General features: G+C 64.0%; 19 protein-coding genes and 1 pseudogene. 3 read left to right on the plus strand and 17 right to left on the minus strand.

The features are described 5' to 3' along the window. From narI to moaA, 12 genes are all read right to left on the minus strand, one after another. The gene (gene narI, locus GIW57_RS00405) at positions 1–708 is read right to left on the minus strand and encodes a respiratory nitrate reductase subunit gamma (protein ID WP_236508819.1); all 708 of its coding nucleotides are present in this window, start codon (positions 706–708) and stop codon (positions 1–3) included. Further along, positions 705–1,385, minus strand: coding sequence for a nitrate reductase molybdenum cofactor assembly chaperone (gene narJ / locus GIW57_RS00410; protein ID WP_236508820.1), 681 nt, complete (start codon positions 1,383–1,385; stop codon positions 705–707). Before narJ ends, narI begins: the two co-directional genes overlap by 4 nt. Further along, positions 1,385–2,929 carry a nitrate reductase subunit beta gene (gene narH, locus GIW57_RS00415; protein ID WP_236508821.1) on the minus strand — a complete coding sequence of 515 codons (1,545 nt, stop codon included), beginning with the start codon at positions 2,927–2,929 and terminating at the stop codon, positions 1,385–1,387. The genes narJ and narH overlap by 1 nt, the downstream gene beginning before the upstream one ends. Then, positions 2,929–6,672 (minus strand): nitrate reductase subunit alpha, encoded by a 3,744-nt coding sequence (locus tag GIW57_RS00420; protein WP_236508822.1) that lies wholly within the window; start codon positions 6,670–6,672, stop codon positions 2,929–2,931. Before GIW57_RS00420 ends, narH begins: the two co-directional genes overlap by 1 nt. Positions 6,673–6,741: 69 nt before the next feature. Beyond that, positions 6,742–8,160, minus strand: a complete 1,419-nt coding sequence (locus tag GIW57_RS00425; RefSeq protein ID WP_236508823.1) for a NarK family nitrate/nitrite MFS transporter — start codon at positions 8,158–8,160, stop codon at positions 6,742–6,744. Positions 8,161–8,304: 144 nt separating this feature from the next. Next, complete coding sequence (locus GIW57_RS00430) at positions 8,305–8,670, minus strand: hypothetical protein (RefSeq protein WP_236508824.1); 366 nt, start codon at positions 8,668–8,670, stop codon at positions 8,305–8,307. After that, the gene (locus GIW57_RS00435) at positions 8,667–9,209 is read right to left on the minus strand and encodes a molybdenum cofactor guanylyltransferase (protein WP_236508825.1); all 543 of its coding nucleotides are present in this window, start codon (positions 9,207–9,209) and stop codon (positions 8,667–8,669) included. The genes GIW57_RS00430 and GIW57_RS00435 overlap by 4 nt, the downstream gene beginning before the upstream one ends. Positions 9,210–9,248: 39 nt before the next feature. Further along, positions 9,249–9,728 carry a molybdenum cofactor biosynthesis protein MoaE gene (locus tag GIW57_RS00440; protein ID WP_236508826.1) on the minus strand — a complete coding sequence of 160 codons (480 nt, stop codon included), beginning with the start codon at positions 9,726–9,728 and terminating at the stop codon, positions 9,249–9,251. Positions 9,729–9,731: 3 nt separating this feature from the next. Next, a complete protein-coding gene (locus GIW57_RS00445) occupies positions 9,732–9,992 on the minus strand; it encodes a MoaD/ThiS family protein (RefSeq protein WP_049463966.1) in 261 nt (86 codons plus the stop codon). Continuing rightward, positions 9,992–11,245 carry a gephyrin-like molybdotransferase Glp gene (gene glp, locus GIW57_RS00450; protein WP_236508827.1) on the minus strand — a complete coding sequence of 418 codons (1,254 nt, stop codon included), beginning with the start codon at positions 11,243–11,245 and terminating at the stop codon, positions 9,992–9,994. The genes GIW57_RS00445 and glp overlap by 1 nt, the downstream gene beginning before the upstream one ends. Continuing rightward, positions 11,242–12,240, minus strand: a complete 999-nt coding sequence (gene moaCB / locus GIW57_RS00455; protein ID WP_236508828.1) for a bifunctional molybdenum cofactor biosynthesis protein MoaC/MoaB — start codon at positions 12,238–12,240, stop codon at positions 11,242–11,244. Before moaCB ends, glp begins: the two co-directional genes overlap by 4 nt. 8 nt (positions 12,241–12,248) lie before the next feature. After that, complete coding sequence (gene moaA / locus GIW57_RS00460) at positions 12,249–13,229, minus strand: GTP 3',8-cyclase MoaA (RefSeq protein WP_236508829.1); 981 nt, start codon at positions 13,227–13,229, stop codon at positions 12,249–12,251. 194 nt (positions 13,230–13,423) lie between these two features. Between moaA and GIW57_RS00465 the strand changes: the two genes are divergently transcribed. After that, on the plus strand, positions 13,424–13,828 hold the full coding sequence (locus GIW57_RS00465) for a ribonucleotide reductase subunit alpha (RefSeq protein WP_329605732.1): 405 nt from the start codon (positions 13,424–13,426) through the stop codon (positions 13,826–13,828). On the opposite strand, the gene GIW57_RS00470 is transcribed toward GIW57_RS00465, so the two are convergent. Next, positions 13,822–14,151, minus strand: coding sequence for a hypothetical protein (locus GIW57_RS00470; protein WP_089235855.1), 330 nt, complete (start codon positions 14,149–14,151; stop codon positions 13,822–13,824). The genes GIW57_RS00465 and GIW57_RS00470 overlap by 7 nt on opposite strands. Positions 14,152–14,711: 560 nt before the next feature. Between GIW57_RS00470 and GIW57_RS00475 the strand changes: the two genes are divergently transcribed. Further along, positions 14,712–15,086, plus strand: a complete 375-nt coding sequence (locus GIW57_RS00475) for a hypothetical protein (RefSeq protein ID WP_236508831.1) — start codon at positions 14,712–14,714, stop codon at positions 15,084–15,086. 103 nt (positions 15,087–15,189) lie between these two features. Here GIW57_RS00475 and GIW57_RS00480 read toward each other — a convergent pair whose 3' ends face one another. The 3 genes from GIW57_RS00480 to GIW57_RS00490 all read right to left on the minus strand — a co-directional run bounded on the left by GIW57_RS00480 (position 15,190) and on the right by GIW57_RS00490 (position 20,564). Next, a complete protein-coding gene (locus GIW57_RS00480; protein ID WP_236508832.1) occupies positions 15,190–15,327 on the minus strand; it encodes a hypothetical protein in 138 nt (45 codons plus the stop codon). 146 nt (positions 15,328–15,473) lie between these two features. Beyond that, entirely contained in the window at positions 15,474–15,863 is a 390-nt protein-coding gene (locus GIW57_RS00485) for a hypothetical protein (RefSeq protein WP_236508833.1), read from the minus strand. A 3-nt stretch (positions 15,864–15,866) separates the two neighbouring features. Beyond that, positions 15,867–20,564 carry an RHS repeat-associated core domain-containing protein gene (locus tag GIW57_RS00490; RefSeq protein ID WP_236508873.1) on the minus strand — a complete coding sequence of 1,566 codons (4,698 nt, stop codon included), beginning with the start codon at positions 20,562–20,564 and terminating at the stop codon, positions 15,867–15,869. Positions 20,565–21,048: 484 nt separating this feature from the next. Between GIW57_RS00490 and GIW57_RS00495 the strand changes: the two are divergent. After that, positions 21,049–21,129 (plus strand): annotated as a pseudogene (locus GIW57_RS00495) (nuclear transport factor 2 family protein); the annotation flags it as partial. 31 nt (positions 21,130–21,160) lie between these two features. Here GIW57_RS00495 and GIW57_RS00500 read toward each other — a convergent pair. Further along, entirely contained in the window at positions 21,161–21,982 is an 822-nt protein-coding gene (locus GIW57_RS00500) for a helix-turn-helix transcriptional regulator (protein WP_236508834.1), read from the minus strand. Positions 21,983–22,004: the final 22 nt, after the last annotated feature.

The raw sequence follows: 22,004 nt of genomic DNA on the forward strand, positions 1-22,004 counted from the left end.
TTACTCCCGCGGCCCGTAACGCAGCGCCGCCTGGCGACGGCGCACCACCTGGTATGGCCGCCACAGATAGCTGACCGGAATGCTCCAGACGTGTACCAGACGGGTGAACGGCGCGATCAGGAACAGGGTCAGGCCCAGGAAGATGTGCATCTTGTAGACCCAGCTGACGCCCTGGATGTAGTCGGCGGCTCCGGCACGGAAGGTCACGATGTGCTGCGCCCACTCGGCCAGCTGCACCATCACCCCGCCGTCCAGATGTCCAGCCGACACGCGGATGCTGTACAGGCCAAGACAGAGCTGGGCGAACAGCAGCACCAGCACCAGGGTGTCACCGAAGCTGCCGGTGGCGCGCACGCGAGGATTGGTCAGGCGGCGCACCAGCAGGATGCTGATGCCGATGAAGCACAGTGCACCGAACACGCCGCCCACGACCATCGCCAGCATCTGCTTCTGCGAGGAGGTGATGAAGTGCTCGTATACCGCGTGTGGGGTCAGCAGGCCCACCAGATGACCACCCAGGATGGCCAGGATGCCGATGTGGAAGCAGTTGCTGCCGATCCGCATGCCCTTGTCCGACAGCATCTGGCTGGAACCGGTGCGCCAGGTGTACATGGCCTTGTCATAGCGCGCCCAGCTGCCGATCAGCAGCACCGCCACGGCGATGTACGGGTAGTACTGGAAAGCGAATTGATGCAGGTAGTAGTTCATGGCTGGACCTCTCGGTGCACAGGGCGGGCCGGTGAGCGTGTCGGTGGCTTGCAGTCTTCGGCAGGAGCTTCGGCGCCGAAACGCACGGCTTCCTCTTCCCACAGCTTGTCCATCGCCTCGGCCGTATCGTCGCGGGGCTCTTCGCTGGCGCGTTGCCGCAGCGCCTCCAGGTTGACCTTGCCGTCGCCGGCCTCCACCAGGATCTCCAGCAGCGGCACATGCGGCAGCTCGCGCTCGGCGGCACGTGCGGCCAGCATCCCGGCGATATGGCCGATGTGGTGCAGCCATTCGCGTGCTTCGCTCTGCGGCTGGTGGGCCAGGAACTCCAGCAGCAGCGGCAGGTAGTCCGGCAGTTCGCGTGCATCCAGCTCGAAGCCCTGCTTGCGGTAGGTTTCCACCAGATCGACCATGGCCTGGCCACGGTCACGCGATTCGCCGTGGATGTGTTCGAACAGCAGCAGGCTCATCGAACGGCCGCGGTCGAAGGTTGCCAGCCACGCGGCCTGCGCATCCAACGGATCGCTGTCCAGCAGCTGCTGCACGAAGCCGCGCAGCTGCCTGCGCCGCGTCGGCGTCAGTGCCACCTCGTCACAGGCCGCCAGCAGTTCCTCGCCGTGCTGCCACAGTTCCTCGCGGGGGTAATCCAGCAGTACCCCCACCAGCTTCAGAACGCTCATCAGACCACCTCCTTGCGGCGGTGGTTGGGCCCGTTGTTCACCACGAAGCTGGTGCTCTTGCGCTGGCCGAACAGGTCGGCCGGGCTGTCGCCGTTGCAGCCGTTGCCGAAGGTGAAGCCGCAGCCGCCGCGTTCGCCGAAGGCATCGTTGGCGTACTCGCGGTGAGCGCTGGGAATCACGAAACGGTCCTCGTAGTTGGCAATCGCCAGGTAGCGGTACATCTCTTCAACCTGGGCTACGGTCAGTCCGGTCTGATCAAGCACGGCGGTGTCTTCCACGCCGTCCACGTTCTTGGCCCGGCGCCAGGCGCGCATCGCCATCAGGCGTTCCAGCGCCCGCACCACCGGTGCCTCGTCACCGGCCGTCAGCAGGTTGGCGAGGTAGCGCACCGGAATACGCAGCGAGGCCACGTCCGGCAGCTCGCCACTCATGCCGATGCGGCCACGTTCGGCGGCCGACTGGATCGGCGACAACGGCGGCACATACCAGACCATCGGCAGCGTGCGGTACTCCGGGTGCAGCGGCAGCGCGAGCTTCCAGTCGATGGCCATCTTGTAGACCGGCGACTGCTTGGCCGATTCCAGCCAGCTGTCCGGAATGCCCTCCGCACGTGCGGCGGCAATCACCGCCGGGTCATGCGGGTCCAGGAAGATGTCCAGGTGGGCCTGGTACAGATCCTTCTCGGCGGCCACCGATGCGGCTTCGGCAATGCGGTCGGCGTCGTACAGCATCACGCCCAGGTAGCGGATGCGGCCGACACAGGTCTCCGAACATATCGTCGGCTCACCCATCTCGATGCGCGGGTAGCAGAAGATGCACTTCTCCGACTTGCCGCTCTTCCAGTTGTAGTAGATCTTCTTGTACGGGCATGCCGACACGCACATGCGCCAGCCACGGCACTTGTCCTGGTCGATCAGCACGATGCCGTCTTCCTCGCGCTTGTAGATCGCGCCCGATGGGCACGCCGACACGCACGCCGGGTTCAAGCAGTGCTCGCACAGGCGTGGCAGGTACATCATGAAGGTCTTTTCGAAGGCGCCGTAGATCTCCTTCTGTACTTCATTGAAGTTGTAGTCGCGCGAGCGCTTGCTGAACTCCGAACCCAGGATCTCTTCCCAGTTCGGGCCCCACTCGATCTTCTGCATGCGCTCGCCACTGATCAGCGAGCGCGGCCGTGCGGTCGGCTGGTGCTGGCTGTCCTTGGCGGTGTGCAGGTTCTGGTAGTCGAAGTCGAACGGCTCGTAGTAGTCGTCGATCTGCGGCAGGTCCGGGTTGGCGAAGATCTTGGCCAGCATCCGCCAGCGACCGCCAGCGCGTGGCACCAGCTTGCCGCTGCCGGTACGCACCCAGCCGCCGTTCCACTTCTCCTGGTTCTCCCATTCCTTCGGATAGCCGATGCCCGGCTTGGTTTCCACGTTGTTGAACCAGGCGTACTCGACACCCTCGCGCGAGGTCCAGACGTTCTTGCAGGTGATCGAGCAGGTGTGGCAGCCGATGCACTTGTCCAGGTTCAGCACCATCGCGATCTGTGCACGGACCTTCATCACACCACCTCCTTGGCGGCGGCCGGGACGGCCTCGCCATCCAGCCAATCCACCTTGTCCATCTTGCGCACGATCACGAACTCATCGCGGTTGGTGCCGCAGGTGCCGTAGTAGTTGAAACCGTAGGCCAGCTGCGCGTAGCCACCGATCATGTGGGTCGGCTTGAGCACGATGCGGGTCACCGAGTTGTGGATGCCGCCGCGGGTACCGGAAATCTCCGATCCCGGCACGTTGATGATGCGTTCCTGGGCGTGGTACATCATCGCCATGCCCGGCATCACGCGCTGGCTGACCACCGCTCGCGCGGCGATCGCGCCGTTGACGTTGAACAGCTCGATCCAGTCGTTGTCGACGATGCCGGCACTGCGCGCGTCGTCCTCGCTGATCCACACGATCGGACCACCGCGCGACAGCGTCTGCATGATCAGGTTGTCGCTGTAGGTGCTGTGGATGCCCCACTTCTGGTGCGGGGTGATCCAGTTCAGCACGATCTCCTTGTTGCCGTTCGAGCGCTGGTTGAGCAACGGCTCGATGGTGCGGGTGTTGACCGGCGGCCGGTAGCTCATGAAGGCCTCGCCGAAGTCGATCATCCACTCATGGTCCTGGTAGAACTGCTGGCGACCGGTCACCGTGCGCCACGGAATCAGCTCGTGCACATTGGTGTAGCCCGCGTTGTAGCTGACGTTGTCGTCTTCCAGCCCGGACCAGATCGGCGAGGAGATGATCTTGCGCGGCTGCGCCTGGATGTCACGGAAGCGGATCGCCTCGTGCTCCTTGCCCACCGCCAGATGGGTGTGCTCGCGGCCGGTGAAGCCACCCAGCGATTCCCAGGCCTTCACCGCCACGTGGCCATTGGTTTCCGGGGCCAGGTGCAGGATCACTTCGGCCGCATCGATCGCGGTCGAGATGGCCGGCCGGCCCAGGCTGACGCCCTCCTCGCGCACGGTATGGTTCAACTCGCCGAGGAATTCCACCTCGTGCTTCGTATCCCAGTTCATGCCCTTGCCGCCATTGCCGTGCTTGTCCAGCAGCGGCCCCAGCGAGGTGAACTTGCGATACAGGTTCGGGTAATCGCGCTCCACCACCGTCATCGACGGCATGGTCTGGCCGGGGATGGCCTCGCACTCGCCCTTCTTCCAGTCGGCCACGCCGAACGGCATGCCCAGCTCGTTGGGGGTGTCGTGCAGGGTCGGCACCAGCACCAGGTCCTTCTCCACGCCCAGCACGCCGGGCGCCATCTCGCTCACGGTGCGCGCAACCTCCTTGAAGATGTCCCAGTCACTGCGTGATTCCCAGGCCGGGTCCACCGCCTTCGATAGTGGATGGATGAACGGATGCATGTCCGAGGTGTTGAGATCGTCCTTCTCGTACCAGGTGGCCGTCGGCAGCACGATGTCCGAATACAGCGCGGTGGTGCACATGCGGAAGTCCAGCGTCACCAGCAGGTCGAGCTTGCCTTCCGGTGCCTCGTCGCGCCACTTCACTTCCTCTGGCTTTACCGCGCCCATCTCGCCCAGGTCCTTGCCCTGCAGGCCGTGGCGGGTACCCAGCAGGTGCCGCAGCATGTACTCGTGGCCCTTGCCCGACGAACCCAGCAGGTTCGAGCGCCAGATGAACATCATCCGCGGGTGGTTCTGCTGCGCGTCCGGGTCGGCAAAGGCGAAGTCCAGCGAACCGTCCTTGAACTTGCCCAGTGCGTAATCGGCGGGGGCCACGCCGGCCGCTTCGGCCTCGCGCACCAGCTGCAGCGGATTGCGGTCCAGCTGTGGCGCGCATGGCAACCAGCCCATGCGCACGGCGCGCAGGTTCAGGTCGGCCAGGCTGCCGCTGTACTTGCTAGCGTCGGCCAGCGGTGACAGCAGCTCATCCACCTGCAGCTTCTCGTAGCGCCACTGCCCGGTGTTGAAGTAGAAGAACGACGTGCCGTTCATATGGCGCGGCGGCTTGCTCCAGTCCAGGCCGAACGCCAGCGGCTGCCAGCCGGTCTGCGGGCGCAGCTTTTCCTGGCCCACGTAGTGCGCCCAGCCACCGCCGGTCTGGCCCACGCAACCGCACATGATCAACATGTTGATCAGGCCGCGGTAGTTCATGTCGTTGTGGAACCAGTGGTTCATGCCCGCGCCGACGATGATCATCGAACGGCCATGGGTCTTGTCGGCGGTACGCGCGAACTCGCGGGCGATCTCGATCACCTCGCCACGCGGCACGCCGGTGATGCGTTCCTGCCAGGCCGGCGTGCCCGGCACGTTCTCATCGAAGCTCTTGGCGACATTGGCGCCGCCGAAACCGCGGTCCACGCCGTACTGCGCCAGCAGCAGGTCATAGACCGTCGCCACCAGGGTCTCGCTGCCATCGGCCGTGGCCAGGCGGCGCACGGGGATGTTGCGGTCCAGTACTTCCTCGGCCGGGGCGGCGGTCCAGCCGTCACTCTCGATGCCACCGAAATACGGGAAGCTGACCGCCTCGATCCCATCGTTGGCATCGGACAGGCTCAAGCGCAGGCGCGTATCCGCGCCGTTGCTGGCCTTCTCCTCGATGTTCCAGCGACCCTTTTCGCCCCAGCGGAAACCGATCGAACCGTTCGGCACCACGATCTGGCCACTGGTCTCGTCGTAAGCGAGGGTCTTCCAGTCCGGGTTGTTGGCCTCGCCCAATCCACCCAGCTCACTGGCGCGCAGGAAACGCCCGGCCACCAGGCGGCCATCGGCACGACGCTCCAGGCGTACCAGCATCGGCATGTCCGAGTACTGGCGGCAGTAGTCCTGGAAGTACTGCGACGGCGAATCGACATGGAACTCGCGCAGGATCACGTGGCCGAAGGCGAACGCCAGCGCGGCGTCGGTGCCCTGCTTGGGGTGCATCCAATGATCGGTCAGCTTGGCCAGCTCGGAATAGTCCGGGCAGATCGAGACCGTCTTGGTGCCGTTGTAGCGCGCCTCGGTGAAGAAGTGCGCATCGGGCGTACGCGTCTGCGGCACGTTCGAGCCCCAGGCGATGATGTAGCGGCTGTTGTACCAGTCGGCCGACTCGGGTACGTCGGTCTGTTCGCCCCAGACCTGCGGCGAGGCCGGCGGCAGATCGCAGTACCAGTCATAGAAGGACAGACAGGCACCGCCCAGCAACGACAGGTAACGCGCACCGGCGGCGTAGGACACCATCGACATCGCCGGAATCGGCGAGAAACCGACCACGCGGTCCGGTCCGTACTGCTTCACCGTGTACAGATTGGAGGCGGCGATGATCTCGTTGGCCTCTTCCCAGTTCAGCCGCACGAAACCGCCCATGCCGCGCCGGGTCTTGTACGAGCGCGCCTTTTCCTTGTCCTCCACGATGCTGGCCCACGCATCCACCGGCCCCTGGGTTCTGCGCGCTTCGCGCCACAGGCGCAGCAGCGTGCCGCGGATCAGCGGGTACTTCAGGCGGTTGGCGCTGTACAGGTACCAGGAATAGCTGGCGCCACGCGGGCAGCCACGTGGTTCGTGGTTGGGCAGGTCCGGGCGCGTGCGCGGGTAATCGGTCTGCTGGGTTTCCCAGGTCACCAGACCATTCTTGACGTAGATCTTCCAGCTGCACGAGCCGGTGCAGTTCACGCCGTGGGTGGAACGCACGATCTTGTCGTACTGCCAGCGCTGGCGGTAACTGTTCTCCCAGTCACGGCCTTCGCTCTTGGCAAACCCATGGCCATCGGCAAAGGGCTGGGGGTCACGCTTGAAGAACTGCAAGCGATCAAGGAAATAACTCATCGGGGGTCTCCCTTTGCGGACATCTGCATCGTGGCTGTGTGTGTCATCTGGCTGCGGTGCGTTTTCATGTCAGCAGGGCGTCTCTGCGCCGCGCCGGTAGTACCACCACCAGGTCATGGCCAGGCAGGTGACATAGAAAACGACGAACCCGTACAGCGCCATGTCCGGGCTGCCGGTCAACGTGATCGAAGAGCCGTAGCTCTTGGGAATGAAGAAGCCGCCGTAGGCACCGATCGCACCCGAGAAGCCCACCACCGCAGCCGATTCGATGCTGGCCTGGTGCGCCGACGCGGCCTTGCCTTCGGCATTGGCACCTGCCGACAGGCGCTCATGCAGCGTGCGGAAGATCACCGGAATCATGCGGAAGGTGGTGCCGTTGCCGATGCCACTGAGCACGAACAGCGCCATGAAGCTGAAGAGGAAGCCGTAGAAATTGCCACCCTGGCCATCGCTGGGCAGGAAATGCAGCACGCCGAACACCGCCGCGATCATCAGCGCGAACACCCAGAACGTCAGCCGCGCACCACCCCAGCGGTCGGCCATGCTGCCGCCGACCGAGCGCATCAGCGCACCCAGCAACGGACCGATGAAGGCGTAGGCCAGCGGGTTCACGGCAGGGAACTGGCTCTTCACCAGCATCGGGAAGCCGGCCGAAAAACCGATGTAGGAACCGAAGGTGCCGATGTACAACCAGCACATCAGCCAGTTGTGCTTGCGGCGGAAGATCACCGCCTGTTCGGCGAACGAGGAGCGGGCGCTGGTCAGGTCATTCATGCCGAACCAGGCCGCCACCGCGCAGATCGCAATGGCCGGCACCCAGATGAAACCGGCATTCTGCAGGTACAACGGTGCACCGCCCTCCACCACCGGCTGCGGCGCACCACCGAGGGCACCGAACACGCCCACCGTGATCACCAGCGGAATCACCGCCTGCGCCACCGATACGCCGACATTGCCCAGGCCGGCATTCAGGCCCAGCGCCAGGCCCTGCGTCTGCTTGGGATAGAAGAAGGAAATGTTGGACATCGACGAGGAGAAGTTCGCCCCACCAAAGCCACACAGGATCGCGATCACCACGAACACCCAGTACGGCGTAGCCGGGTTCTGCACGGCAAAGCCGAGCCAGATCGTCGGTGCCAGCAGCGATGCGGTGGACAGCGCCGTCCAGCGGCGACCGCCGAAGATCGGAATCACGAACGAATAGAAGATGCGCAGTGTCGCGCCGGACAGGCTGGGCAATGCCACCAGCCAGAACAGCTGATCGGTGCTGAAGCCGAAGCCGATCTTCGGCAGGCTGATGGTCACCGCCGAGAACAGTACCCAGACCGAGAAGGCCAGCAGCAGCGAGGGAATGGAGATGACCAGGTTGCGGGTGGCGACCCGCTTGCCGGTGCGCTCCCAATAGCCGGGATCTTCCGGCGTCCAGTCGCTGATGACGCGACCAGGACTGGCAGTGCTGCGGACAACAGGATCGCTACCGACGGTCATACATGGCTCCAAGGCTGTGGAATGACGTGGGTACTGCTTTCAAGTTGTAACCCGTCGTCATGCAGCCATTAGGCCGTGCAGCAGTAACGACGGGGTTGATCTGGATCAATCAGGCGCGGGTTTCCCCCCTGCCCCTGACAAATGTCAAACCGGTGATGCGGAACTGCGGCGGGTCACCCCGCGCTGGCGCACGCTGTCGCGCACATCCACATCGAACTGCAACTGCAGCGTGGTGCCATCGTCCAGGTACAGCGCAAAGGCCAGGCCATCACGGCACGGCAGGCGCCCGGCCAGGTCCTCCACGGAAGACCGGGGCAGTACCAGCCGGCAATCGGTGCCGCTGTCGAGCAGCACGGCCGAATCGCCACCATGCAGCGAAACGGCCGTACCCCAACCACCACTGCCGCCGAACCGGGTCAGGTTCTCCACCGTTTCACCGGCCAGCAGCCGGGCCAGTTCGGCTTCGTCCAGGCGAAGGCGCATTGTCTGTTCTTGCAACTGCACCTTCATGAGGCAACGTCCTCCCATTGGGTGGGGGTATTGCAGTTGACCAGGGCGCTTTCATCAGCGTGGGCCAGGCGCAGGGTCTGCGCGTCCAGCCGGTGTTGCAGGGCCTGCAGGGAACGCGGACCGAGGGGATCGTGGATCATGTTTTCGAGGATCGTGCGACTTTCATTGTCCACATTAAACAGCATCGGAAGCGGATGCCCGTCAAAGATCGTGCAAGCGCTGCGATGCCCGTCACGCAATTGCTGCAGCAGATCCGGGGTCAGCCGGGGCGTATCCACCGGCACCACCCAGGCGGGGCCATCGGGCATCTGCATTGCCACGCTGAACAGGCCACCCATCGGCCCGCACCGTGTGATCTGGTCAGGCACGCCGCCGAAGGCCGGGTAACGTCCACTCACCCAGACACGGTCTGCCCCGGCCAGCCGCAACGTGCCGCGCATGTGCTCCAGCAGCGTGCGCCCCTGCCAGGGCAGCAGCGCCTTGTCGCGGCCCATGCGGCTGGACAGGCCACCGGCCAGCACGATGCCGGCGATGGTCATCGGTGACCGCCATCCACGCATGGCGTGGATCTACTGGGGTCAATGGTGGTGCTCATGTGCCGGCTCACTGTCGGCGTGGCATAGCGTGCATCCTTCGCTCCACTCGCTGTCGCCGTCTTCGTAATGTTCCTGTTTCCAGATCGGGCACTGGTGTTTCACCGCCTCGATCAACTGCCGGCAGGCCCTGAACGCTTCATCACGGTGCGGGCTGCCTGCGGCCACCACCACCGCCACATCGCCAATGCCCAGACGGCCCTTGGCATGTGCCACGTACAACTTCAGCTTCGGCCCGAACGTCGCCTCGATCTCCGCCGCCAAGCGCTGGATCTCGTTCAGTACCAGCGGTTCGAACAGGTCGTAGGTGATGCCGGTCACCGGCCGCCCCACATTGAAGTCGCGCACCTTGCCGATGAACACATCGATGCCGCCGAATGCCGGGGCGGACACCGCTGCGATGCCCTCGGCCGGATCGATGGTGCGCTGCGCGCGGTCCACCACTTTCGCAGTCACGTTGCTCATGGCTCAGCCCCCACTCACCGGCGGCAGGATCGCCACCTTGCCATCGGCGGGCAACGCCTCGTGGTCACGCAGCACGCGCTGCTGGTCGGCGAAGGCCGAATAGTCCAGCAGCCCCGCGCGGAAACCGGGAAAGCGCACCGGCAACAGCTCACGCAACGCCTGGCGCAGATCGGCTACGGTGCCACCGGCCACCTCCAGCGCGATCTCGCGGCTGGCATCCAGATCGGAAAACGCACCGAACAACTGCAGATTCACCTGTTTCATCATGACTCCTGGTTCGCCAGCTGCAGCGGGTCCTGATGGCCCCAGCCCTGCACGCGCACCGGTGTGCCGGCCGTGGCGAGGTCACCCTCGCCCTCCAGCACCACCCAGGCGTTGGCCTGCAGCATGGATTTCAAACGGAACGATTCCTGGCCCGCGAGCACGCGAGCGCTCAAGCGCCCCTGCGCGTCCACTTCCACCCGCGCCCGCGCGTGGAAGCGCAGGCCCAACGGCTTGCGCACGTCGGCCTGCAACGGCAGCTGCAGCAACGGCTCGTCGGCCAGGCCCAGCAGGCGACGCAGCACCGGTTCAACGAAGAAGCGCTGCCCCACTGCCGCTGACACCGGGTTGCCCGGCAGACCGAAATACAGCGCGCCATTGGGCAGCACTGCAAACAACAGCGGCTTGCCCGGGCGGATCGCCACCTTGTGGAACACGATGCGGGCGCCACGCGCGCGCAGCGCATCGGGAATGAAGTCGTAGCGGCCGGCCGACACCGCTCCGGTACTCACCAGCACCTGTGCCCCTGCCGCCAGCGCGTCATCCAGCACTGCATCGAAGGCAGCCACCTCATCGCCCACCGTGCCCTGCCACACCACCTCGGCACCGGCGGCCTGCAGGCGGCCGATCAGATAGGGCCGGTTGCTGTCACGGATCTGTCCGGAGTCCAGCGCCTGCGCCGCTTCGGTCACCAGCTCCTTGCCGGTGGCAATGACGGCGACCTTCGGCCGTGCCACCACCGCCACCTCGGCCACGCCGATGGCATGCAGCAGGGTGCGCGCATTGATGTCCAGCGCCTGCCCGGCCTGCAGCACGCGCTCGCCCTCTTCCACGTCCTGCCCGCGCAGGCGCACGTTCTGGCCAGGCTTCACCACGCTCTTCAACGCAATGCGGGTCGGCCGGCCATCCTCGCTGGCGAGGATCTCCACGTTCTCGATCGGCACCACCGTATCCAGCCCGACCGGCATGCGCGCGCCGGTCATGATTTCCCAGGCACCTTCGCCGCCCTCGGCAGCGGCATCGCCTGCGGCCTGCCGGCCCTGCACCGCAAAGCCGGTACCGCTTTCGAACGGCGTGCCATTGGCGCGCAGCGCGAAGCCGTCCATCGCCGAATTGTCGAACGGCGGCAGCGACTGCCCGCTGATGATGTCCGTGGCCAGGATGCGACCACCCGCCTCATGCAGTGTCAGCCGCTCGGCCGGCAGCGATGTGGCTGCCTCCATCAAGTGCTGCAGCGCTTCGCTGTAGGCAATCATGCGTGGCCACCGCCATCGACCATCGCCAGCGCGTGGCCCAGCACAGGTGCCAGAATGTCCAGGCACTGCGCAGCCGCCTTCGGGCTGCCCGGCAGCGCGAACACCAGCATGTTGTCCAACTGCACCACCTCGGCGCGGCTCAGCCAGGCCATCGGCGTGTGCTGCGCGCTCAACGCCCGCACCATCTGCGCCAGGCCGTGCACCGGTCGCGCGTTCAACGAACGCAGCGCCTCCGGGGTCAAGTCGCGCGGGCCAAGCCCGGTGCCGCCGGTACACAGGCACAGGCGTACGCCCTCGCCCGCCAGCGCACGCAGGCGACCTGCAAGCGGTTCGACGCCATCGGGCAGTACCTCGGCAGCCACCACCTCGCCACCGAGCGACTGCAGCCCGCTCACCAGCTTCGGCCCGGACTCGTCGGCATACGTGCCCTCGCTCGCTCGATCGCTCAGGGTGATCACCGCGCAGGCAGCACCGTTCAAGCCCTTCGGCGGACGCGGCCTGAAGCGCTCGCGCTCACCCTCGTCCATGCCATCCGGATGCAGCCACAGGCCACGCTTGCCGCCTTCCTTGAACAGCAGGCGGATGCCCTCGATGCGCAGTGCCGGCTCCACCGGTTTGCTCAGGTCGTACAGGGTCAGCAATGCCGCGTTCACTCCGGCCAGTGCTTCCATCTCCACACCGGTGCGTGCCTCGCTGGCGCATTCGCACCACACGCGGATCGACTGCCGTTCCGGCACCGGCGCGCAGTACACCTGCACCAGCTCCAGCGGCAGCGGGTGGCACAACGGCATCAACATCGAGGCCATCTTTGCGCCTTGCAGGCCGGCAATCTCGGCCATCACCAGCGCATCGCCCTTGGGCAGGCGGCGCTCGACAATCAGCGGGTAGGCCACCGGTCCGGCATGCAGCTCGCCCACCGCCACCGCACGGCGGCGGGTAACGCGCTTGTCGCGCACATCGGCCATGTGGAAGGCCGCGTTCAATTCACCACTCATCGTGTTCCTCATCCTCCGATCGACGCCAGGTGCGGGGTCAACCCGGTCTGGCCCTGATGCAATCCGTGCCCGGCCGCTTTCAGGCCGAGCTGTGTGGTGATGCGTGCCAGCAGCGCGTCCTGGTCATTGTCGCTCTGCAGCAGCGGGCGCAGCGGCACGCCGAATTCGCCGAACAGGCACAGCCGCAGGTCGCCCTTGGCGGTCACGCGCAGGCGGTTGCAGCCCTTGCAGAAGTCACGCGAATACGGAGCGATGATGCCCACCGTGCCTCGATGCTGCGGGTGGCTGAACTCACGCGCCGGGCCGGCATCGGCCGTGCGAGGGCGCTCATGCCAACCGGCGGCATGCAGCTGGTCGATCACGTGTTCGGCACGCAGGTGGTGCCGCTGGAAATAGGCTTCGTTGTCGCCGGTACGCATCAATTCGATGAAGCGCACGCTGAAGGGACGGTCGCGCAGGAAGTCCATCCATTGCGGCAGCTCGTCGTCGTTCAGGCCGCGCAGCAGCACCGCGTTGAGCTTGATGGCCGGCAGGCCCAGTGCCTGCGCCATCGCCAGCCCCTGCTGGATTTCCGGCAGGCGGTCGTGGCCGGTGATGGTGCTGAAGCGCTCGCGCTGCAGGCTGTCCATGCTCACGTTCAGCGCGGTCAGGCCGGCGCGGTGCCAGCCCGGCAGGCGGCGCGGCAGCAGCGTGCCGTTGGTAGTGATGGCCACCTTGCGGATGCCCGGCACGGCCGCCACCGTGGCGATGATCTCGTCCAGGTCCTTGCGCAGGCTGGGCTCACCACCGGTAAGACGGATCTTGGTCATCCCCAGCATGGCAAACGCGCGCACCAGGCGCGCGATCTCGTCCACCGCCAGGAAGCGCGGGCGGCCATCGGCCTGGTAACCATCGGGCAGGCAGTAGCTGCAACGGAAGTTGCAGGCCTCGGTCAACGACAGGCGCAGGTAGGGAAAGCTGCGCCCGAATCCGTCGGTGAGTTGGCTCATGGCTGGTCCACCTTGTTGTTCCACCGTCTTGCCTGTGCCCGGAACGGCCCGGATACCCTCGCCTGCTGAGACTGACGCCAGCCTACGCGGCAGGCATTGGCAACGGGATGACTTAAATCAATCGCCGCCGGCCACGCCGCGCGGGCGTTGTGGCAGCATGCGGCTTTCCGTGCCGTGTGCGTGTGACAGCCATCATGATGATGAACGATTTCCAGCAATTGCTGCAGGCCGCCGGCGAACAGGCCGAACCGCAACGCCTGCTGTTCGTATTCGCCCGCGCCGACCTGCCCGAATCGCCCACCGACGACCAGCGTGACCGCCATGACCGCCGCGAAGGCGGCACCCTGTCGCCGGTGCTGTGCGTGGACAAGCTGCCGGCCGAGGTGCCCAGCTTCCAGGCGTTGGCAATCGAATCCAGCACCACCGGCGTGGAGTGGGACATGGTGTTCGTGGCGGCAATGGATGGACGTGCCGGCTACGCCCCCACCACCGACGAAGCCACCCGCCCGCTGCGGCTGATGGTCAACGCCATCAACGACGGCCAGATCGGCCGCTTCGCCGCCTTCGACCGCAGCGGTGAGCCGATCCAGTTCTATTGAGCCACCAGCTGCAGGGTCAGGAAGAAAATCACCAGCACCGTGTTCAGGCCCCAGGCCACGGTCAGCCCGCGCGCGGCAACGCCCAGGTTCGGGGTGCGCGCGGTCGGTGCTGCGCGCCAGACCGCGGGGATGATCCAGCCGGTATAGAGCAGCAGTACGGCGAACACCGCCAGCACCAGCGTGGTGCGCTGGTTGGCCAGGGCCCAGAGGGCAACGGCCCAGAGAATGTTGCTGGGAATGACCCCTTGCAGCCAGAAGACGTTCCAGAGGCGTGAACGGCCTTGGGTGTCGGGCGTGGGGTGCAGAGACGCGGTGGCTGTCATAAGTCTCCTTTGTGTTTAGGAAACGTGCTGGGCAAGCCTGCGCTCGGTGGCTGGGAACGTCAAGGCACGACGCAATCGGAAGCGCCGGGTCGTGCCCGGCGGAATGCATCCGGGTTCACTGTCATGTCGCCTTCGCCCCGGCCGCCCTGCTCTCTCCATGCACCCAACCACGACGCCTGTCGCAGATTGCCTGGTCGCAGTGGACCAACGCGGCAGCCAGCGCTGCCAGTACTTAACAGCGTGGTTCAATGCCGAAAGCGTCTCCAATCGTGAGCTATTTGCAACTCTTCTGATTGGCATTGCACAGCGACGCGGGCTCAGATGGCGTGCCACCGAAAACGGGTGGCCGGGTTTCGAATCCCGTGTTGACCTTGAGTGATTGCGCTTGCCAGCCGGCGTCCACATTCCGTGGCGCCGGCTGGCAATCCGTCTGCCGGCTATGGCGGGCGGTGCGTGGGGGCGTTCGCGCCCGCCGGCTTGAGGTCAACCCGGATTCGAACCACGTACCGTCCGCCACCTCTTGCGTGGCGGCTACCGATTGCCTTGCACGGAGCCTCGCCATGAACGGATCTGACCTTCCCCACCTGCACGCCTACCGTGACCCGGCCAACGCCGATGACCTGGCAGAGGCTGTGCCCTGTGCGGATGCGCATACCCTGATTGCCAACCTGAAGCGCATCGGCAAAGGCGCTGCGGCCGACGGGCAGCCCTGGCCTGAGCGGCATCAGTTGCCCGGGCGCTGCATGGCGCTCGCCGATGCGGATTGCGCATTGGCCGGGCTGCGGGTGGTACAGGAGGTGCTGCTGGCGGCAGAGCGGACCCGGCAGAACGGCGAGCCCGAGGACTATGTGGGCGACCGGGTGATGGAAGGGCTGATGCTGGCGTGCCTGGCGTTGAGTGCGCAGGCTGTGGGGCGGTTGCAGGTGGAGGGGTGATTGCCACGCGCAACGCTTCAGCGAAGAGCGCTTTCAGCAGGCGTCAGTGCCCGCTGAAAGCGCTGCTCGGATCGATATCGATGATCGGTGAGAAGTCCACCATTCACAATTCAAGCTCGAAGCGCTGATCGTGATCGTCAACAAACAGGGTGCCAATTACCGGCATCCGATCCGCATCGGCAAGCATTGTGGTGACAACACCACATTCGAAGAGCCGGGTCATGCTGGACAGGAACAGCACGCCGCGAAACCAACGACATCCACGTCCTCCACCTGGGCGACGGCCAGATCCTTCAACGATCGCGTGGACTGTACGTTCGTCTCAGGCAGCATATCGTGGATGAAATACGCCTCGTTGAAGGTTAGAAGTTTGTGCACGAAAGTTCTTCAGAGCACCGCATCCACCATCCGCAGGTTCTCAACCTGCCATGTCTTTGCGTAGATGAGGATGACGCTTCCGGTTGAACTCATCTCGATGCGATAGCACCTGACCCCAGACAACGGATATCCAACTGCGTCCCAATGATCGAGAAGATCTCTAAGGCCTGGCTCGTCGTCGTCGATCACGGCGAACTCTATCCCCTCTTCACCCAGCACGCCAAAATTCATGACAGCAGAACAACCATAGGCATCCGAGAAACGAACTGCTCCCTCTCGCCCATCCGGCCATCGCACTTCAACGCGCACCTCATCACGGGTGCCTGGTTCGCTTCTATCTATATTCACTCCCAGCAGGGTGGCATCACACCAATCGAGAGAATTGAAATCTTCATTCATGGGCTAGAATCCTGGGTCTCGATCTCCCGGCGCAGGGCTGAAATGCTCGCGCCTCTGATCCAAGTGGTAGTGAGAGTAATTTGGCCCCTTGGTTCCCGGGGGGGTGGCCGGATCTATACGAAGCCGCTCCTGGTACTTCCCTCCCACCATCTCGCCAAAGCTCCCGGGCCTGCGGGGATTTTGAATGTAATGGCTCGGAATCGCGTGCTTTCCGCCCGCAGGTAGAGCGACCCCGGACTTTGTAACATGAATGACATCACTGGACTTCCGCGCGGCAGAGACTGCTCTTATCCCGCTTCGGCCAACTTTCGAAGATATCTTACCAATTGGTCCAAGTGCTCCGCTTGCCAGGATTGCAAAATTCCCGGCCGTAGGAGACTCACAGAATTCACCGAAGGCGCGCAGATCGCCCAGCACTGGCGTGATGTCTGCCAGAAGCGGCAGAACAAATCTAGCCTGCTCTTCCGTAGTTGGATTCATCATCTCTCGCGGACTTCCAACGACCTGAAGCCCGTATGGGTCAGACAATGAGAGGGAGTTCGCTTCAGCGTAGCCGTACGAACTGATACCGGCGCTTAGACCGAGAGGATCACTCTGCGAGTACCTTCCAACCCTTGGGTCGTACTCTCGCTGATTGTTGTAGAACAGCCCACTCGCATCCGTCGCCTGCTGCCCCGGGAAGCGCAGCGAGAGCTCAAAAGCTACGCCATCGCCATCTGGATCATTGGCCGGCGCCTGATCGCCAAAAGCCTCGCTCTTGTTGCTCCACTCCCAGATCGCGACATCGCGCGCAGAGTCGATCACAACACGCGGCGTACCCAAATGATCCGGCTGGACGTAGGCCAGCTCCGGCACGCCGCTGCTCGGCAGATTGATCAACGCCACCGGATAGTAGTCCAGCCAGATCGCCTGCTGCTGCGCCTGGCCCGTGGCCGAATAGTTGCCCAGCCACTGCCCTGCTTCGTCGTACAACGTGATCTGAGCCGCACCACCGGCCGGGGTACGCAGCACGCGCTCGCCGCGATGGTTGTAGCCGTAGCTCTCCAGTGTGGCGTTGCCCTGCTTCACCGCGTTCATGCGGTTGGCATCGTTGTAGGTGAACATCTTGCTGCCAATGCTGGTGGTGTTGCCTGCCGCATCATGATTGCGTGGCTCACCATCGACCACCGTAAGCCGGTGGCTGGTGGCCAGATAGGTGTAGTTGGCAGTTCCTGCCGAAGTGGTCAGCGAGGTGCGGTTACCGGTAGCGTCGTAGCCGTAGGTTTCGATCGGCGTGCCGGTCGCGCCGTCCTGGGTCTGGGTCAGGCGACCCAGCGCGTCGTAGGCGTACTTGGCCAGCACTTCGGACCCTGCGCCGTTCTTCAGCTCGGTGATCGAACCGACCGGGTCATAGCCGTAGCCCAGCGACAGGCCGCCTGCCGCCGGGTCATGCAAGGCCTGCGGACGGTAGTCCAGGTCCAGCGGGCGCTGCAACTGGCGGCCGTTGCCGTAGGTCCACCCTGTCGCCGGGCCGAAGGCCGCGTAGGTCACGTTGTTCACCACGATCTGCCGCGACTGCCCATGGCGGGTCAGGCCGATCTCGCTGATGCGCCCCTGGGTATCGCGCACGTAGTCGGCCACGCTGCCGTCCGGGTAAGTCAACACCGTCAGGCGGCCCGACTTGCTGTAGGCGTAGCGCAGCGTACTGGCGACACCGTTGACGGTCTGCACTTTGCGGGTGATCTGACCGAAGCGGTCATGGCAGTACTGGGTGCTGCCATTGGCATGCAGCACCTGCCCCAGGCGACCCTTGGCAAAGCGCTCGTCGGCGGCACAGGCAGCCGGTACCCCGTCATAGCTGTAGCCCACGTCCAGATTGGGGTCCGGATAGGCAATACCAGTCAGGCGGTTGAGTGCATCGTAGTGATAGGTGGCAGTGATACCGCGCGCGTCGGTGGCGGTCTTGCGGTTGCCTGCCGCATCCACGGTGAAGCTGCTGGCGCCACTGTCCGGGCTGACCTGGCCGGTCAGATCGCCAAAGCCGTTGTAGGCGTAGGTGGTGTGCAGGCCCTTCGGGTCGGTTACCTGGGTGACCTGGTCCAGCGCGTTGTACTGGCTGCGGATTTCCGCTGCCACGCCGTCCACGTCCTGCAGCGTCCGAGCAAGCCGGTTCAGCGGGTCGTACTGCTGGCTGGAGACGCGCTGCAGGGCGTCGGTCACCGTCTGCGGGTTGCCGTTGGCATCGTAGGTGAAGCCGGTAGCGTGGTTGCCGGCGTCCTTCAGCGCCGTAAGCTGGCCAATCGTGTTGAAGGTGCGTGCCAGGGTGCGGCGCAGGGTGCCGCCCGCATCCAGGGTGTCCTCCTTCAATCGATTGCCGGCATTGTCCAGCGTGTAGTGAATGGTGTTGCCCGCGTTGTCCTCGATATCGGTCAGTCGCAGTGCTGCGTCATACACGTAGGTCACGCTGCCGCCATCCGGCTCGGTGATCTGCTGCACCTGGCCGGTGGGCCAGTAGCTGATCTGGGTGGATCGATCCTCGGCGGTGGTGGCTCCGCGTACGGTCACCGAGGTGGGCCAGCCACGAGGATGGTAGGTGTAATCGGTGACCACGCCGTTGGCGTCCTTCAACGACAACGGCCGTCCGAATGCGTCGTAGGCCAAGGTCTCGACCGTCTGACCGAGTGCATTGGTGACGCTGCGCAGATCTCCCTTGCGGTAGGTGCAGCCCCCCCCGGTCGGGCACCCTGCGTCATCCGCCGGGTAGTAGGCATAGGTAACGGTATCGGCCACATCGGTACGCGGACCGTCCACACCCTTCAGCAGGCCCTCCACCGGGCAGCTGCCCGCTGCGACCAGATCCGCAGCTTCGCAGTAGCTGTAGAGGGTGGTGCGCGTGTGACCAGAATCGATATCAGATACCGTGATGGCCGTGGGCTGGCGGCGCGCGTTATAGGTGGCGCGGGTTTCACGCTTGCCGACCCGGGTAGCAAGCACCGCATTGGTCTCTACGTCGCGTGTGGTGGTTACCACGCGCTGCTCGGGCAGACCGACGGCTTCGGTCATCGTATGGATGTTGACCGCACGGCCACTCACCGGATCGGTGCTTTCTGCGTAGGCATGCTTGGTCTGGATGCCGCGACGATCAGTATAGGTATCCAGTCGGCGACGGAAGTCTACACTACGATCATAGTAGGCGCGGCTGATGGTTCCCTGGGAGTCGGTCAGCCCCGTTACCTTTCTCCCAAGTCCACTCGCGGTGCTGGACAACTGATAGATTGCCTGCTTACCCAACGCATCCGTGACAGTCGTCGTGCCATCAGCCGCGTAACTCAGCAGGACGCCGTCAATGCCGACCGATTGAGAATCGCAGGCCGCGCCATGCTGGCTGCAGATCACCCGCCCCTTCGAATCGTAGGCAACCCAACTATAGCGACCTCCGTCTTCCGCCGTTACTCCCGTGAGATGGGAGGGGAACTGAGCGTTCTCGTAGTGGTAGATTCGATCGCCGCCGTCCACATAGTCAACCAATGTCAACTGCTCGTTGCTGCCATAGTGATAGACCACATATGGTCGACCATTGATCGACAGGCCAGCGACCCGGTCATCGAATTCAGACAGATAGGCGAGCTCAATCCTCCGACCCGTAGAGTGCGTGATCGACGCCAATCGACTGAAACCGTCATAGCTGTACGCAAGCGATGTACCGTCGTCAAATAGACGAGCCAGAAGCTGCCCATTCGCGTTGAACCGCAGCACCTCATCTTCGCGATGGACAACCCACTGCCCTGCCTGCTGGACAGCTCTATCGCCGCTACCATCGACCGCCTCATAGATCTGCCCGACCTGCTCGAACGCAACATGCGTTCCGTCGCCATTGATCAGGCCAATATGAATGTCTGAAACGGGCGGATAAACCGATAGATCAGGGCCCACGGAAAGATGGACGTTATGTGAATGCGTCCAGTTGTGACCGAACGGGCCACGTGCAATGCTGGACGACGAGTGATAGTGGCGTGAGAAGCGAATCCACCCGGCATCGAGGTCCACCTCGGTTTCCAGCTTGTCACCGGTGGTCGGATCACAGGGATTTCCAACGTTGTCGCATTGTTCAGGCAACGCCGTCGTCCAGTACGCGTAATTCCCGAAAACAGAGGCGCCCACGCACCTCTGCTGCGACTCCGACCACTCCATCACCAAGGAGTTCGGGCAGTAGATATCCCGCGATCGTGAGACGGTGTCGTAGGTTTGCGAGGGAGGCTCGTCTACTGCGCAGTAGAGCGTCAGCGGAACCCTGGCCTCTTCGTCGCGAAAATTCCCGTCGGGCCCGGGCGCCCAGCCGCTCCATTCCTGGAGCGTTCCTGGTTCGACCACGCAGTCGGGATTCTCCGCACGATTCCTTGCCACAAGAGCGGCTATCGCTGCAGATACGTCCGGCACCTCCCCATTATAGAAGTAGCGCCATTCCGTAGTGGTCAACGGACCAGGCTTGATTGTGTAGTGTGAAACAAGCTTCTCACCCACAACAGACTGACTGGCGACTTCAAAGCCGAAGGATCCAAATACCTGAAAACCCTTGAACACTGCCTCGATCTCAACTTGCGCTCCCCGCTCAGCGTCATGACCAGCAGGCTCATACGCGTACCATCGCTTCTCAACCTCATCTGCCGCTAAAGCGCATGCAGGAAGCACGCATGTGACCAGTAGAAGTCCACCGGATAGCATGCGCAAGAAATTATCGAACAATCTTCCTCGTCCTTTCACAACCACTCTCCATTCCTTGGATTTCACGAAATCTGGAAATTGAACGTTTAAGAATCGCGTATCGGCGGCACATTTAACCGCAACGAGCGCCTCTCCTCAATACGCAGATTGAGGCGCGGATCACATTCCGAAGGCTATTTCAAATAATCCGATTCGAAGGCGCCCTGACTTTCCCATTTGCTCTTCAGCACGATATCCCTGAGCGAATCTGCGGTCAGCGGTCAGCGCATCAGGCATCGGCAAATCGCCCACTCGATAAACATGGAAGCCTCAAAAGCCACCGCTGAGCCGAATGCCCTCGGTCCCGCGCCCGCCTAATGCCCTTCTGCTTCACACCCCTCCTCCCCCCGGTGGAAATCGTCCGGCCAAGCACGTGGCGAGAGACAGTGCCTAGGCCCTGCAAGCTCCGCGGCTCCCCGCCTCCGCGGCTTTGCCGCTGCGCCCACTGGTCCGCACCGAGCAAGGCTGGAAGATATTTTCAGTGATTTATTCGATACGCGACAAACGCAGTTCCGCGGAGAGCTGATACTTCCTTTCAGCCAGTCAACGTCAGCCAGTCAACGTAAACCGCCACGAGCAGCAGAATCCTGATTCCGCAGCCGCGCGGCAAAATACCGCGTAGGCGACTGCCCCAGCGCTTTCTTGAACATCGTGATGAACGCCGTCACCGATTCATAGCCCAGGGTTTCAGAAACCCGCTGCACCGCCGCGCCGCCGGCAAGCTCGCGAATCGCAACCAGCAGGTGCAGTTGCTGCCGCCAGCGCCCGAACGACAGACCGGTTTCCCGATCAATCAGGCGCGTCAAGGTGCGCTCGCCCAGCGCCAGGCGTTTGGCCCATTCACTGATGGTGCTGCGGTCGGCCGGATTGGCCGACAGCGCCGCAGCCAGCGCACGGATCTTGGGGTGATCGCTCACCGGCAGGTACAGCCGCTCTGCCGGCATCTGCACCAGTTCGTCCAGCAGCACACGGGCCAGCCGCTCGATGTGCCCGCCGCGCGGGTAGTCCTGCGGCACATCGGCCAGGTGCAGGATCATCTCGCGCACCATCGGTGAGATCGACAGCGTCACACAGTGCAGCGGCAGATCGACCACGCCCGGCTCGACGAACAGATAGCACAGACGCGCGTTGGCGGTCGCGCGGTTGCTGTGCGGCAGGCTGCCGGGAATCCACACGCCGCACTGCGGCGGCACGATCCACAGGGCGTTGGCCACCTCGCAGGTCACCGCGCCATGAAGCGCCAGGATCAGCTGTCCCTTGCGGTGGTCGTGGACCGGAATCTCGGCATCATGGTCGGCCACCTGCAGGCGGCTGGCCACTGCAGGCCGATCCGTCGCGTCCGGGTCAAGATCAAAGCCAGGCAGCGAAATGCGAGTCATTCTCAATGACCAGATTCAGCGA

The sequence above is a fragment of the Stenotrophomonas sp. PA-6-5C genome (assembly GCF_021605635.1).
Classification (GTDB): Bacteria; Pseudomonadota; Gammaproteobacteria; order Xanthomonadales; family Xanthomonadaceae; genus Stenotrophomonas; species Stenotrophomonas lactitubi.

Excerpts from the sequence above, each read along its gene's own strand:
- GIW57_RS00500 (WP_236508834.1), bottom strand. The coding sequence starts at position 21,982 with ATGACTCGCATTTCGCTGCCTGGCTTTGATCTTGACCCGGACGCGACG.
- glp (WP_236508827.1), bottom strand. The coding sequence starts at position 11,245 with ATGATTGCCTACAGCGAAGCGCTGCAGCACTTGATGGAGGCAGCCACA.
- GIW57_RS00465 (WP_329605732.1), top strand. The coding sequence starts at position 13,424 with ATGATGATGAACGATTTCCAGCAATTGCTGCAGGCCGCCGGCGAACAG.
- GIW57_RS00425 (WP_236508823.1), bottom strand. The coding sequence starts at position 8,160 with ATGACCGTCGGTAGCGATCCTGTTGTCCGCAGCACTGCCAGTCCTGGT.
- narH (WP_236508821.1), bottom strand. The coding sequence starts at position 2,929 with ATGAAGGTCCGTGCACAGATCGCGATGGTGCTGAACCTGGACAAGTGC.
- narI (WP_236508819.1), bottom strand. The coding sequence starts at position 708 with ATGAACTACTACCTGCATCAATTCGCTTTCCAGTACTACCCGTACATC.
- GIW57_RS00470 (WP_089235855.1), bottom strand. The coding sequence starts at position 14,151 with ATGACAGCCACCGCGTCTCTGCACCCCACGCCCGACACCCAAGGCCGT.
- GIW57_RS00445 (WP_049463966.1), bottom strand. The coding sequence starts at position 9,992 with ATGAAACAGGTGAATCTGCAGTTGTTCGGTGCGTTTTCCGATCTGGAT.
- GIW57_RS00435 (WP_236508825.1), bottom strand. The coding sequence starts at position 9,209 with ATGACCATCGCCGGCATCGTGCTGGCCGGTGGCCTGTCCAGCCGCATG.
- GIW57_RS00475 (WP_236508831.1), top strand. The coding sequence starts at position 14,712 with ATGAACGGATCTGACCTTCCCCACCTGCACGCCTACCGTGACCCGGCC.
- narJ (WP_236508820.1), bottom strand. The coding sequence starts at position 1,385 with ATGAGCGTTCTGAAGCTGGTGGGGGTACTGCTGGATTACCCCCGCGAG.
- GIW57_RS00490 (WP_236508873.1), bottom strand. The coding sequence starts at position 20,564 with ATGCTATCCGGTGGACTTCTACTGGTCACATGCGTGCTTCCTGCATGC.
- GIW57_RS00430 (WP_236508824.1), bottom strand. The coding sequence starts at position 8,670 with ATGAAGGTGCAGTTGCAAGAACAGACAATGCGCCTTCGCCTGGACGAA.
- GIW57_RS00420 (WP_236508822.1), bottom strand. The coding sequence starts at position 6,672 with ATGAGTTATTTCCTTGATCGCTTGCAGTTCTTCAAGCGTGACCCCCAG.
- moaA (WP_236508829.1), bottom strand. The coding sequence starts at position 13,229 with ATGAGCCAACTCACCGACGGATTCGGGCGCAGCTTTCCCTACCTGCGC.
- moaCB (WP_236508828.1), bottom strand. The coding sequence starts at position 12,240 with ATGAGTGGTGAATTGAACGCGGCCTTCCACATGGCCGATGTGCGCGAC.
- GIW57_RS00440 (WP_236508826.1), bottom strand. The coding sequence starts at position 9,728 with ATGAGCAACGTGACTGCGAAAGTGGTGGACCGCGCGCAGCGCACCATC.
- GIW57_RS00485 (WP_236508833.1), bottom strand. The coding sequence starts at position 15,863 with ATGAATGAAGATTTCAATTCTCTCGATTGGTGTGATGCCACCCTGCTG.